A 14,356-nucleotide genomic window follows, 5' to 3' on the forward strand; every position below is an offset into this window, starting at 1 on the left:
GATGACAAAAGATGGTGTTCTCTTTATTGAAAACACCATCTTGGTATTTTTTAATTTTTACCTAAAAGTACTTCGGCATTTTCTATGCTTGTGTCGATCTGCTTTTTTAAGGCCTCTACTTCTTTTTCTTCTTCATTTAGCAATTCTTTTTTCTCCGGGGTGAGCTCTTTTCCTTTTAAAATTTCTTCATGGTCGAATTTTGTGCCAAAATCCTGCATCCAGTCCATCATAGACTTATGCGCTGCTTGTAGGTCCTTTTTTGCGGCTTCATATTTCATCCCTGTTTCTGTAGTGTCTGCCTTTTCATTCAGTTCGGCCACAAGTTTGGTTAATGTATTCATCTTGGGCATTAAGCTGTCGTGCACGGCCATGACCTTTTCCATTTGCGTTGGGCCTTGGTCTTTTTTGGGCGTTTGCTTACACGCAGTTGCCGATAAAAAAACAATAGTTAGTATGAGAATTAAATTTTTCATTATAACTTAAATTTAAATGAGTTTTATTTTCTTCTTCCGAAGAAACTCAAAAATACAGATTAATATAACACTGATGCCAAACAAGGGCAAGATTATACCCAAAATGCATATAATTAAAACGATGCCTTTTCCCGTTTTATACGAAATGGAGACTTTTGGGGTGCCCCAATTGCCTTTGCGCTTTCTCGATATATAAGAAACAATGGCCGATAAGCTCATTAAGAATAACATGCTCCCAGCAAAAACCATAATGAGGAAATTCCATTTGCCAAACTGCCCTTGATGAAAAGCCATTACCCACATACGTGACCGCATTAAAATACCAACATCTTCCCAGTCGTGTTTTATAACTTGTTTGCCGGTATAGGGATTGAAGTGATATTTTTTTTGTTGATTTAAATCTGAATAATTGGTATTGGAAACACTAAACACTCCATTTTTTCCTTTGGGAAATTCAATAGTAATTTCCCCTGGAAGGTTTAACAATTTTGCCGATTGGACAATATGGTCTAAAGAAACCATTTTTGTATTAGAAGGGTTTTCTTCTATATTGAATTGGTTCCATGTGGCCGGATAACCTGTGTTGGTGATTTTTTGCACCCATTTAAAACTAGCTCCAAAAACATCCGTCCATGGTAATCCTCCGGCTAGGATTAAAAGGAACAAAGCCGATAGCCAAAATCCGGTAATGGCATGTGTGTCTCTAAAAAAAGTACGTTTGCCCATTTTTGTCCTGGGTATAAAATATCCTTTTAGGCTCCATTTTTTTTCGGGCCACCAAACGTACAGTCCCGTAATAATAAGTACTACCATCCAACAGGCAACAAGCTCTACTATTTTGGTGCCGTATTTACCCATTAACAGTTCGCCGTGCAGTTTTCTGACCTTGAACATAAACGACCGCTGAGGAAGGATTTGCCCCGAAACCTCTCCTTTGTACGGATTTACAAACAAGCTGGTAGCACCGCCAAACATGCCCGACACAAACTCGGTAGCCCGGTTTGCCTTTGAAGGGACAATCATGGAATTGGGCTTTTTTACCACATTTGCTTTGGCAATTTCCCATTGTTGTTGGTAGGTAATAGGAGCGCCTTTTGCCACAACTTCTTTTATGGGCTTGTAGATGGGTGCTTCGTATTGGGCCTTAAACAAGTATATGACCCCGGTTATGGATAAAATAAGTATAAAAGGCAACGATAGTAACCCGGCAATAAAATGCCATTTCCATAGCCATTTGTTTAGGTTTTTATTTTTTTTCATTGTTTAGAAATTAAATCGGATGCCTGCATGGAACGCTCTTGGGTTTCCTATGGAGTAATTGTTTTCTTTTGTGTATATATTATATGAAACCCTTGTAGCATATAAGGTGTCAAAAATATTAAGCGCCTGAACCCAAACTTCAAATTGTCTTAATCTGTAACTTGCTCTTAAATTGAAAACATTATGACCTCCGTAAGTAGCCGTAGAGAATGTTCCGTCGCCATTATCTATTTGTCCTTCAAAGCTGGTATTGTATTTTCCCACCATTTCGTATTCCACCCCAAAATTAAAGTTGTCTATAAAAGTTGGGTGGTAATTTACCTGAGCGTTCCCGAGTAAATTAGGCGCAACGTCTTGATCGGTGCCAGAATAATCTATGCCTCCTTCATAAAAAGTAACATATCGGTGTTTGGCATAGCTACCATTATAGGCAATGCTCAATTCTGGAATGGGTTTAAATGTAACTCCATACTCTATTCCATAAGACCTTGTTTTCCCGGCGTTGGCATTGTAATATTCATCAGTGTCGTTTCTCAATGTTACCAAGGTGTTTTTTCCATCCAGAATGTATAGGGCGGCATCGAGTTTCCATTTTTCAGAAACAAAATAACCCCCGGCTTCATAATTGTTGTAATCGCTGGGTTTGAGATTGAAAACATCGCCGTTTATACCTACATAACTATTTCTGTATAGGGTAGAGGTTTCGGGCGGCGTAAATCCGTTTGAATAGTTTACATACAATCCCGACCTATTGCTAAGATTGTAGTTAAAGCCTATTTTTGGCGCCCAGTTTTCGTATTGGTTATTAGAATCTTTCGGGCCTGCTTTTCCATCCAGTAGGTTGTTGTAATGATATTCAAAATGGTCGTAACGGAGCGCGGCCGTAATTTTAAAGTTTTCAAAAGGAGTTATTTCATATTGAAGGTATCCGGCCGTATTTAAAATGTCTGCATCATAATTTAATATGTAATCTCCGTTGTTTAATCGATATCCTGTATTTATTCCCGTACGGGGATCTACATAAACATCAATGGTTTTCGCGTTGTAGGTTTGTGGTGAAAAATCCACCGATGCCCCTGCAATAAGCGATGAATTTAAAAAGTTAAAAGAAGTTTTATGCTGAAGCAGGCCTACAAAACTGTTAAATTTATTGGTGTTACTTTCACCAGACCCATAACCGGTAAGCTGCCCGTTTTCCCGAAACTGACGAATTCGGTACGACGGAATCTGGTCCATCTCATTATTTCTGAAAACAAAATTAAAAGACGTTTTGTTGTTGGGGTTCCATATTTTATCAACCGTGGTCCTATACCTAAAGGCTTTTGCTACACGCTCGGTAAAGGTTTGGTCGCTTTCGTAATTCCCGCCCTTATAATCTTCTTCGGAGAGTGCCCCGGTCATATCAGACCTGTAATCAATCATATCAAAAACTTGCGTCCATGTAATTGAAGGATTAACATGATAAACAGTTTTAAAGGTAACGGCAAATTTTTCATAATCGCTATGCTGAATAGGACCATTGTTGCGTTGCACATATTGGGAGCCCAGATAAAAGCCAAATTTGTTGTTGGTGTAATCTGAAGCTTCAAAATCGTACTTGGTAAGCCCCAGATCATTCGCTTGAAAACCGAGACTCCCGTGAAGTTCTTGGGTGGGGTTTTTGGTAATAAAATTAAAACTGCCGCCAATGGCTTCGCTCCCGTAAATACTAGAAGCAGGGCCTTTTAGTACTTCAACCCTTCCAAAAGTAACATCGTTCATTTCCAAGAGGGCATTGTGGTTAAATACGGCCGTTGGCCGGATGGGCAACCCGTCTTCCAGATACAAAAACAACGATTTTGTAGAGATAGGGGACCGTACCGCCATCATGTGCTGCTCATTGCTCGACGCTTTGGAGGTCGACATGTATACCCCCGGGGCTTGGTTTACCAACTGTTCGATGCCAAAAGGCTTGATTTGTTCAATGTTTTTGGCGCTTATTACCGAGATGGCACCAGGGACTTCAGAGCGTTTTTGTTCTTCCCTGCTTGCCGAGATTATAATTTCGGAAAGGTTTTCGGTGTTTTCATCAAGCGTTAGTACATTAAAACGTGGTTCAAGGCGTATCTTTTTTTCGATAAAGCCTATGTACCGCAAAATAACTTCCGGGTTTTGTAATGAGATGCTAAAATTTCCGGAGGCATCGGTCGAAACGCCTTTGCTTGCATTTGTTGCCGATAAAATTGTTACTCCCACCAAAGGATTCTGTTGCGAGTCGGTTACTTGTCCTTTATATTCAGTTTGGGCATTAAGCGAGTAGCCTGCCCAAAAAAGAAAGGCTGTTATAATTATATGTTTCATTGTTTGTTTTCTTGTCTTATAAAGAATATTGGAGTCCGAATGTTAAGGTTTGCTGGTTTTTAAGTTGAATGCCGTTCATGTTCTGGTAAATGGGCAAAGCGGCTTCAAATCCAAAACGTACATCTTTCAAGCTTCCTTTAAATGCGTAAAGGTTAAAGCCCAACCCGGCTTCGGCATATGTTTTGCCACTGTTGGCGGTGTCTGCGGTGACCACCATCATGGGGTTGAGGTCTGGATTGGTACCGTGAATTTTTTCAACAGCGGCCCATTTTACCCTTCCGGAGAAGCTTAGCCAACTGTTTACGGGAACCGCCATCCAGTTGTTAATGCTATATACGTTTCCTAAACGGTAATCGTTGCTGTTTTCCCCTGTTCGGAAAATTCCCATAAGTTGAGAGCCAAACGATAGTTTATCCCATTCTTTTAAATAGGTAAGCCCCAGATTGGCATCGAAGGTCCCGCTACCTATTTGCATGGGATAAGGGAGTATTGTTTTGTTTGGTGCCGACATGGGGGTAACATCTTCTTGGTTGATGCTTCCCGTTGGAAACGAAAAACCTACTTGAGCATGTAGCTTTTGTCTGTTTTTATTAAAAAAAGTGTACAATGCCGAAATTTTTAAATCGCCAAAACCAGAAGATGCTGTGTTAAACTCGTTGCCCATCCTGTTTTGAAGTTCCATTTCTTGCGATTGGTAATTGGCCATGGCCATGAGTGTTATTTTATCGCTTGGCGCATACATAATGCCCAGCATGTGCATGTTCATGGGCATGTTTTTGGGCGTTACCATATATTGGGAAAGGGCATCTTGCATGGATGCTTCGCTACTGCCTTGGTGGAGGTCTTTCATGTTCATGTGCATATAGCGATAGGAAAACATCCAATCGCCTTTGCTGTGGGTATGGTCGCCCATAACGGAGATTGGCGCATGGCCGTCGGGCCTGCCGGAAGTCCATAAACCGGTTTCTTCTTGTGCTTGAATTATTGTGGTTGCCATACATAAAATGGCAAGGATATGTAGTTTCATGTGTTTATAATTATTTTCTTGATGCTAAATAAATGCTTCGATGGCTTTATTGAACCCTCGATTTTATATGGCTAAAATGGTTTTTGATGGGTGTTGCCTTTTCCCGCGTTAGGGATTGCAGCGGCATCCTTTTTTTAAAATTGTCCTTCGACATGCTCAGGATGACAATTTTAAAAAAAATATAGCGGAAAGCCCGGTGCCAAAAACTTTTAGCACATAACGTATTGGTATATGTTATCAAGAAAATATGGGAGGATGGAACAACTGGTAATTTGGTTGAAAATTGTACAGATTGTTGTAAAAAGAATGGTCGGCCTTGGGTGAAGCCGGCTCGTTTATTTTTTTTATTGATAAAAAATTTACAAAACCGATGGGATATTCCCTTAAATCGATTGGAGGGAGGTTTTGTTTCTTGCTGTTATTTTGTTCTTCCAGCATTTGCATAAGGTAACATTTCCCGTTGCAATGCATTTCGGGTTTGTCCTTATTGATACACAAGTATTCTGCAATGTAGTCTTGGTTTATTACATAGTCGAAAACTGGCAATACCGGTTTGACCATGGCAAGCATGTATAAAAAGGTAAATAATATGGGATAGATTTTAAACAAGCCTTATCGATATTTGTTATAAACCGATTGCAAAAATATATAAAAAGGAAGGAGTTTTTGACTTAAAAAGCACAATTTTGCAGCTTAAATATCAATTTTTATGATGAACGACCAAAAAAAATGGATTTACCTTATTGTTTTATCGCTAATTTGGGGGAGTTCGTATATTTTGATAAAAAAAGGCTTGGTTGGGTTAACGCCCATACAGCTTGGCTCTGTCAGGATAATTTTTTCTACCGTGTTCTTGTTCCTCATTGGGTTTAGATCGGTTTTAAAAATAAAAAGGCAAGAATGGAAATGGGTGGCGGTATCGGCTTTGTGCGGTACTTTTGTGCCTGTTTTTTTATTTTCTTTTGCCGAAACGGAGATTGATAGCAGCATTGCCTCCATACTCAATTCTTTGGTGCCGCTTTTTACCATTTTTATTGGTTTTGCAGTGTTTAAGGTAAACTTTAGCAAAAATCAGGTTATAGGCGTTATAATAGGCTTATTGGGTGCCGTGGTTTTAATTTTTCAAGGGGCAAATGTAAATCCGGACCAAAATTACTTTTTTGCGCTCCTGGTGGTCGTTGCTGCCATTTGCTATGCAATTAATGCCAATATTGTTAAGTCTAAACTACAGGAGGTATCCCCCATGGCTATTGCCGTTGGCAACTTTGCCGTTATGGTGGCCCCGGCAATTCTGGTGTTGAGTTTTTCAGGTGTATTTAATGAAAGTACATACGAAAACAAAGAATTTCAAACCTCTTTGGGATACATTGCCGTGTTGGCAGTTTTTGGCACCGGGCTGGCCAAAATTCTTTTTAATAAATTGATACAAATCTCGAACGCAGTTTTTTCTACTTCGGTTACCTATTTAATTCCCGTTGTCGGGATTTTCTGGGGTGTTTTGGATGGAGAGAAGTTTACCGTAATACATTTGCTGGCTTCGGGAATTATCCTTTTGGGCGTTTATATTGTAAATAGAAACAGAAAGAAGAAATAACAGGGTTAAATTTTAAGAGAAATACGGTGCTTGTATTTTGATGGAATGAGTGCGTTGGTTTTTAAAATTAGAACAACTTTAACGCAGCGAAATATATTTTTTCGTAACTTAATATCGTTAATTCCAAATACATAGCTCATGAAACCTGATAAATTATATTTAAGATACGGACTTTTTATAGCTGTTGGCCTAATTGCCTATTTTTTAATTTTGAAACTAATAGGCTGGCATCAATACATATGGTTACGTTTGTTTAACGGCGCCATTGTTGCTTATGGAATATATGCGGTAATACGCTTAAGGAGAATCTTGGAAGGCGATACCTTTGATTATTACAAGGGGTTTAAAACGGGTATTATGGCGGGTTTTCTGGCAACGCTTGTCTTTACATTTTTCATGGCAATTTACATGTATCATATAGACCCCAACTTTCCGGGAACCATTATGGACAGCTGGATAAAAGACTACAATCAAGGGCCCGGAATATTAATATTTATATTGTTGATCGAGGGTTTTGCATCGACCGTAGTACTTACTTTGGCATTTATGCAAAAATTTAAACCGAGCTGGAACACAAAAAAAACTATTCAAAAGGCATAAAAACATTTGTTCTTTAATGATTTAGCAGTATATTTGCACCCGCTTAATTTAATTAGGCCAAGTTTATATTAGTTAAATTTATTAATTATTACGCTATGTACGCAATCGTAGAGATAGCAGGGCAGCAGTTTAAAGTTGCGAAAGACCAAAAAGTGTTTGTACATCGTTTAGCTTCAGAAGAAGGAGATAAAGTATCGTTTGACAACGTACTTTTACTTGATGACGAAGGTACGGTTACTATTGGCGCCCCGGCTATAGACGGAGCTTCTGTTGAAGCAAAAGTCGTTAAGCACCTAAAAGGTGATAAAGTAATTGTTTTCAAAAAGAAAAGACGTAAAGGTTACCGTAAGAAAAACGGGCACAGACAATCTTTAACAGAAATCATTATTGAAAGCATTGTGGCATCTGGAGCTACTAAAAAAGCCGCTCCTAAGAAAAAAGCCGAACCAAAAGCTACTGCTAAGAAAGCTGAGCCAAAAGCCACAGCTAAAAAAGAAGAAGCCAAGCCGGCCAAAAAAGCTGCGCCAAAAGCTAAAAAGGAAGCAGAAGTAAGTGAGAATTTGGTTACACGTGCCGAGCACCGTGCAGAAGACGCTCACATAGAGATCAATGTTGATAAACTTCTTCACAGCATAGGTACTGCAACTAAAGCCGATGCAGACGACCTTAAGCAAATTAATGGTATTGGGCCAGCTTACGAAAAGAAATTGAACGAAGTAGGCGTTTATACGTGGACGCAAATAAGCAAGCTAAAAGCCGCAGACCGCGATGAACTTTCTGCTATTGACGGGATTACCCGTGAAAAAATTGAGTCAGAAGAGTGGGTTAAGCAGGCAAAAGAATTGCTTAAAAACAAATAAACAGAATTATTAATTTTCAAAAGATATAAGCCATGGCACACAAAAAAGGTGTTGGTAGTTCCAAGAACGGTAGAGAATCAGAATCGAAACGCTTAGGTGTTAAGATATTTGGTGGTCAAGCCGCTATTGCCGGAAATATCATCGTAAGACAAAGAGGTACCGCGCATAATCCTGGAGAAAATGTATATATGGGGAAAGACCATACATTACATGCCAAGATAGACGGTGTTGTTAAGTTTGAAAAGAAAAGAAATAATAAATCGTACGTATCCATAGAGCCTTTTGAAGCTTAAAATCGTACAGTTTTTCTTTTAAAATATTTTAAAGCCCTTCCTCGACCGAGGAAGGGCTTTTTTGTGTTCATTATTTAACAACTTTTTCTTAACGCTGTGGTAATCTTTTGGTCTTTTTGGGCGTGTACTTTGTAGAATTTTACAAAAGTACGCTGCATGAAAAACATCAACTATATAAAAAAGGCCTTATTTTTTATTTTATTTTTTCCCACCACACTTTTGAACGCCCAGTATTTAACAACCGATTCCTTGCTTTCCAAGCAAGTGAATTCGAGATATCTTGAATTAAAACATGCATTGGAATCTACCAGGGCAAGCGAGAATGACAGCTTAATTGCCAACTCCTATTTACAATTTGCCCATTTTTATAAAAAAACAGGCGCGATCAACGAAGCCTTGGCCAATTATCAACAAGCCGAAAAATATAAGCCATACATTAAAGATACTGCCTTGGTTGATTTATACCTTCAAATGGGAAAAATCCATTTCTCAGTAAAGCATTACCAAACGGCCAGCAAACAGTTTTTAAAGGCACTGCAACTTTCCAAAACCATTGAGTATATAAAAGGAAGGGCGATGGCAAATGGTTACGTGGGAAGTTGTTTTGAAAAACTGTCCAATTACAAAGATGCACTTAAATATCAAAAAACAAGTTTGGAATTGTTTGAACAGATAGAAGATAGTTTAGGGCTTGCATTGGTGAATGAAAACATTGGGAGTATTTATGAGGATAAAGAACAGTATGAGGTGGCCTATCAGTATTTTAAAAGAGCATTGGATTATATGGAGCGGCAAGATGGCCAATTTGACCGGAAGCTAAACATCATTAACAACATGGGTGATGTCAATAGAAAAAAAGAAAATTACAAAGAGGCATTAATGTATACCCTAAAGGCAAAAAACCTAGCGGAAAAAAGCCATAATTACCATCAACTGGAGAGTGCTTATAAAGACCTGTCCAAAACCTATGGGCTGCTCAACGATTTTGAACAGGCATATATAAACTTGGGTATTTCAGATTCTATTAACGAAACTATTATACGCTTGCAGAACGTACAACAAATAAACGCGCTTCAGGCTTTGTACGATGCCAATAGCAAAGAGGCCAAAATAGATTTATTGACAAAGGAAAACGAGGTAAACAAGGCTCAGGAACGGTTAATGCTAATTTTTATCGTTGCTTTGCTGGGATTAATATTTGGTGTGTATGTGTATTTAAAAAAGCGTAAACAGCACGAGCTGAACATAGAAAAGTACAAACAACAGGCCTTGGAGGCTAATTTGGAAAAAAAGAAGCTTATAGAGGAAAACTTGCAGCGGGAAATAGAATTAAAAACATCTTCATTGTCCAAATATAGCCTTAATCTTGCGCAGAAAAATAGGACATTATCGCAAGTGGCACATACGCTTACCAATATAAAAGGAAGGAAGAAAATAGATGTTGATGCTAAACTAAACGAAATTGTATTGGTTATAAACGAAGATCTTTCAGAAAAACAGGAATGGAACCAGTTTATGGATTATTTTGAGCAGATACATCCTAGTTTCTTTAAAAACCTAAGGTACCGTACCGAAGAAGAGCTATCCATAACCGAACTACGGCTGTGCATGCTTTTACGGCTTGGGCTTTCGTCAAAAGAGATTGCTTCAATATTACGGGTAACACCAGATAGTATACGAGTGGCCAGATACCGCCTTAGAAAAAAACTATCCATTAACCAAGGGGACAAATTAACAAGGTTTTTACAGCAGCTATAAACCAACCCTATGTTTCTTAAACCCATTATTAACTCAATGTTAATTAAGTATAAATGTTGCCTTTCCATAGCATTGTCATACGCGGTTTCATTACATTTTGTTCTCATCAATTTTATACGCTTAAGTACCGTAAAATATAGCTTTGTTAAAAACAACAAACCTAATTTTATGAACGCAACTAAACTCATATTGGCAATACTATTTGTTGCCTTTTTTACAAACATGGCCACTGCCCAAAATGGGCAAATACAAGGAACAATTGCCGATGAAAACGGTATTTATGTACCCGGGGCCACGGTTTTGTTAGAAGATTTGGACGAAGGTGTGGTGTCGGGTATTGATGGAAAATTCACCTTTTTGTCAATTCCGGAAGGAACCCACGAATTATTGATTAAGTACCTTGGTTTTGCCGATACTAAACAAACCCTGACCGTACAAGCTGGCAAAACAACTTCAATTTCAATAACGCTTGCTTTAAAGAGCTTGGAACTGGAAAGCGTAGAAGTTTCGGCATATACATTGAGTGGGCAGGCACGGGCATTGAACACTCAAAAAAACAATACAAATATTACAAATGTTATATCTACCGACCAAATAGGTAAATTTCCCGATGCCAATATTGGAGATGCCGTAAAGCGCATTCCAGGGATTACGATGCAGGTAGATCAGGGGGAGGCCCGCAATATTATAGTTAGGGGGTTATCGCCACAGTTAAATTCGGTTACCTTAAACGGAAGCCGCATCCCGTCGGCCGAAGGCGATAACAGGAACGTGCAAATGGACTTAATCCCTTCAGATATGATCCAGAGCATTGAAGTAAGCAAGGCCGTTACGCCCGATATGGACGGGGATGCACTTGGTGGATCGATAAATTTGGTAACAAGAACGGCTCCTCAAGGCTTTAGGGTTTCGGCAACTGCCGGATCGGGAATTAATTTTATCAACAATAAACGTATCTGGACAGGATCTTTTTTGGTTGGCGACAGGACCAACGACGGTAAATTTGGCTGGATGTTGTCTGCCTCTGTAAACGATAACGATTTTGGTTCGGACGATGTGGAGGCAGAATGGAGCAATGAATTTGAATACAATACCGGAAACCAAGATAGCGAAGGGGAAGATATTATAGAAGAAATGGAAGTAAACCCATACAATAGTGTTTATGAAATGCGGACATATCTGGTGCAGCGTATCCGTAGGAGTTTTTCTGCCAATTTTGATTATAAATTGGATGCAGATAACAGCATATACTTAAAAACCATGTACAACTGGAGAGACGACCGCGAAAACAGGTTGGCATACAGCAATGAAATTTTAGATGGTGAAGATATTGTGGCAGGAGATTTTACCATTGATGCAAATAATAACTTGATTAGTTTTCCAGTTGAAGCCAAGCGCGAAACCAAAGGAGGTATTTCCGGCGGAAGGAACGATAATGCCCGTTTGGAAGATCAGCGTATGCAAAATTATAGCATTGGCGGGGATCATTTATTCGGAAGCTTGAAATTCGACTGGATGGCTTCTTACGCCAAGGCTTCCGAAGATCGTGAGCATGAAAGGTACATAACGTATGCAACCGATTTTGGCATCAATAGAAACCTCGATACGAAAAAACCGTTATTCACCCCTCAAAATATAAATGACAACGACTTGAATAATTACGAGTTTGACGAGCTTACCGAAGAAAATCAATATACAGAAGAAGAAGATGTAAATGCTTTTTTAAATTTCGAGTTGCCATTAAATTTTTTTAACGATAATGGACTGCTCAAGTTTGGTGCCCGTACCCGGTTGAAAACAAAAAACCGCGACAATAACTTTTTTGAATATACTCCTTTATCCTCTCAATTCGATACCATGGACTTGGTACAGACCAAAGATTATACAGATCTAAATTATCTGGCTGGAAGTCAGTATCAGGCAGGGTATTATGTAACTCCTGAATTTTTGGGGAGTCTAGATTTAGAAGATCAAAATCAATTCGAGCAGGAATCTGTGCCCGATGAATTTTTAAGGGCCAATTTTAATGTAGATGAAGATGTTTATGCAGGTTATGTCATGACTACACAAAACATTACCGATAAGTTAAGCGTGCTTGCGGGTGTGCGTGTCGAGAATACGCAAATTACGGCTACTGGAAACAGTATTATAGACGAAGAAGACCTTATTGGTGAGATAACCAAAGAAAGCTCTTATACCAATGTATTGCCCGGCCTGCATTTTAAATATAATTTTTCGGACCAAACGCTGTTGCGCCTGGCATGGACAAATACTTTGGCAAGGCCCAATTATGTAGATCTTGTTCCCTATATAGACGTGGTTACCGAAGATGAGGAGATTTATTTGGGGAATGCCAACTTGGACCCCACGACCTCGATGAATTTCGATATAATGGCAGAGCACTATTTTAAATCGGTCGGGATTATTTCAGGAGGGCTTTTTTATAAAGATATCGAGAAATTTGTTTATACATCTGTATTCAATGCGCCAGACGATACGTATGGCGACGCTACCAATGGATACGAAGTTTACCAGCCGCAAAACGGAGATAACGCCTCGGTATTTGGAGCGGAGTTTTCTTTTCAACGTCAATTGGATTTTCTTCCCGGATTTGCCAGAAACTTTAATGTTTACCTAAATTATACGTATTTAAAATCGGATGCCAAGGGGATAAAAAACGAAGACGGAGACGAGCGGGACGATTTAGACTTGCCCAATACAGCGCCCAATATATTTAATGGCTCGATTGGGTACAACGACAAAAAATTCAGTATCCGTTTATCTGCAAATTATTCTGATGCTTATATTGACGAAATTGGCGGAAATGCTTTTGAAGACCGTTATTACGACGAGCAATTTTTTCTGGATTTTAATATCAGTTATGCAATTACAAACAATTTGAGGGTTTTTGCCGACCTTAACAACATTACCAATCAACCGTTGCGTTATTATCAAGGAGAAAAAAACAGGACCATGCAAATGGAATATTATGAAAAGCGCTTGACTTTTGGTTTGAAGTACGATCTTTTTAAAAAGTAAATCATAAAATATAAATTGAAGGAGCAATTCCAAAAGATTTTAATTCCACCAAAATGGAATTGCTTCTTTCCATAAAAAAAAATAATTCAGAATGAAAAAACTACTTTACCTATATATTATTTTAGGAGCAGCAATAGGATGCAAAAAGAACGACCTGCCTATTATAACCCCCGATGTAATTACCGAAAAGGTAAAACACGATACCGATGATCCGACAATCTGGGTAAATAAAAAGGATCCTTCAAAAAGCATTGTCTTTGGAACCGACAAAGATACCGATGGAGCTATTTATGCTTTCGACCTGGAGGGAAAAATTATTGAAAACAAAACAATACGGGACCTTAAACGTCCAAACAATGTGGACATACGCTACGGTTTTAAGCTTAACGACTCGGTAACAACAGATATTTTGGCTTTTACCGAAAGGGAAAAGCAACAAATACGCCTGTTTTCGGTTCCGGACATGAAACCATTGGACAATGGTGGCTTCCCTGTTTTTGAAGATGCAACCGCACAAGATCAAAATTTACCCATGGGGATTAGCTTGTACCATTCCCCAGAAGGGAAAATGTATGCCATTGTTGGAAGAAAATCCGGGCCGTTGGACGGGTATCTGTATCAATATGAGTTATTGGCGGACAGTACAGGTGTAAAAACCAAACTGGTAAGGGAATTTGGAGCTTTTAGCGGGAAAAAAGAAATCGAGGCTATTGCTGTGGACGATGAGGAAGGAATAGTATATTATTCGGACGAAGGAAAATGTATTAGAAAGTATTATGCAGACCCATCCAAGGGAAATAAAGAACTGGCTTGTTTTGGCGGGGAGTTTTTTGTTGATGATATTGAAGGTATTGCTGTAGCAAATAACGTACATAGCACCGATTATATTATAGTTTCCAATCAGCAAAAAAATTCTTTCAATATATTTAATAAAAGCACTTTGGAGTTTGTAAAGGAATTGAATTTAACTACAAAAGAAACCGATGGCTGCGAGGTGGTTACAGAACCATTAAATAGCGTTTTTAGAAATGGATTATTTGTAGCTATGAATACTGAAAAGAACTTTTTCTTCTTTGATATAGGTAAATTACTATAAAAAAACAGGGTTTTTT

Annotated in this window: 12 protein-coding genes; 7 read left to right on the forward strand and 5 right to left on the reverse strand. The window is 38.7% G+C overall.

Annotated features, from left to right (window positions below):
• Nucleotides 1–50: 50 nt before the first annotated feature.
• The 5 genes from UXI14_RS07225 to UXI14_RS07245 all read right to left on the reverse strand — a co-directional run bounded on the left by UXI14_RS07225 (nucleotide 51) and on the right by UXI14_RS07245 (nucleotide 5,709).
• Nucleotides 51–473 carry a hypothetical protein gene (locus UXI14_RS07225; protein ID WP_335965565.1) on the reverse strand — a complete coding sequence of 141 codons (423 nt, stop codon included), beginning with the start codon at nucleotides 471–473 and terminating at the stop codon, nucleotides 51–53.
• A 12-nt stretch (nucleotides 474–485) separates the two neighbouring features.
• The gene (locus UXI14_RS07230) at nucleotides 486–1,733 is read right to left on the reverse strand and encodes a PepSY domain-containing protein (protein WP_335965566.1); all 1,248 of its coding nucleotides are present in this window, start codon (nucleotides 1,731–1,733) and stop codon (nucleotides 486–488) included.
• Between the two features lie 3 nt (nucleotides 1,734–1,736).
• On the reverse strand, nucleotides 1,737–4,073 hold the full coding sequence (locus UXI14_RS07235; protein ID WP_335965567.1) for a TonB-dependent receptor: 2,337 nt from the start codon (nucleotides 4,071–4,073) through the stop codon (nucleotides 1,737–1,739).
• Nucleotides 4,074–4,089: 16 nt separating this feature from the next.
• Nucleotides 4,090–5,100, reverse strand: a complete 1,011-nt coding sequence (locus UXI14_RS07240; protein ID WP_335965568.1) for a transporter — start codon at nucleotides 5,098–5,100, stop codon at nucleotides 4,090–4,092.
• 237 nt (nucleotides 5,101–5,337) lie between these two features.
• The gene (locus tag UXI14_RS07245) at nucleotides 5,338–5,709 is read right to left on the reverse strand and encodes a hypothetical protein (protein WP_335965569.1); all 372 of its coding nucleotides are present in this window, start codon (nucleotides 5,707–5,709) and stop codon (nucleotides 5,338–5,340) included.
• Nucleotides 5,710–5,809: 100 nt separating this feature from the next.
• On the opposite strand from UXI14_RS07245, the gene UXI14_RS07250 reads away from it, so the two are divergent.
• The 7 genes from UXI14_RS07250 (at nucleotide 5,810) to UXI14_RS07280 (ending at nucleotide 14,340) form a co-directional block, all read left to right on the forward strand.
• Nucleotides 5,810–6,694 (forward strand): EamA family transporter, encoded by an 885-nt coding sequence (locus tag UXI14_RS07250; protein WP_335965570.1) that lies wholly within the window; start codon nucleotides 5,810–5,812, stop codon nucleotides 6,692–6,694.
• A 138-nt stretch (nucleotides 6,695–6,832) separates the two neighbouring features.
• Nucleotides 6,833–7,294, forward strand: coding sequence for a DUF4199 domain-containing protein (locus UXI14_RS07255; protein WP_277899806.1), 462 nt, complete (start codon nucleotides 6,833–6,835; stop codon nucleotides 7,292–7,294).
• Between the two features lie 95 nt (nucleotides 7,295–7,389).
• Nucleotides 7,390–8,154, forward strand: a complete 765-nt coding sequence (rplU, locus tag UXI14_RS07260; RefSeq protein WP_277899805.1) for a 50S ribosomal protein L21 — start codon at nucleotides 7,390–7,392, stop codon at nucleotides 8,152–8,154.
• 32 nt (nucleotides 8,155–8,186) lie between these two features.
• Nucleotides 8,187–8,447, forward strand: coding sequence for a 50S ribosomal protein L27 (gene rpmA / locus UXI14_RS07265; RefSeq protein ID WP_335965571.1), 261 nt, complete (start codon nucleotides 8,187–8,189; stop codon nucleotides 8,445–8,447).
• Between the two features lie 156 nt (nucleotides 8,448–8,603).
• Entirely contained in the window at nucleotides 8,604–10,205 is a 1,602-nt protein-coding gene (locus UXI14_RS07270) for a tetratricopeptide repeat protein (protein ID WP_335965572.1), read from the forward strand.
• A 168-nt stretch (nucleotides 10,206–10,373) separates the two neighbouring features.
• The gene (locus UXI14_RS07275) at nucleotides 10,374–13,244 is read left to right on the forward strand and encodes a TonB-dependent receptor (protein WP_335965573.1); all 2,871 of its coding nucleotides are present in this window, start codon (nucleotides 10,374–10,376) and stop codon (nucleotides 13,242–13,244) included.
• A 91-nt stretch (nucleotides 13,245–13,335) separates the two neighbouring features.
• Complete coding sequence (locus UXI14_RS07280; protein WP_335965574.1) at nucleotides 13,336–14,340, forward strand: phytase; 1,005 nt, start codon at nucleotides 13,336–13,338, stop codon at nucleotides 14,338–14,340.
• Nucleotides 14,341–14,356 lie beyond the last annotated feature (16 nt).

Source organism: Galbibacter sp. PAP.153 (genome assembly GCF_037029175.1).
Lineage (GTDB): Bacteria > Bacteroidota > Bacteroidia > Flavobacteriales > Flavobacteriaceae > Galbibacter > Galbibacter pacificus.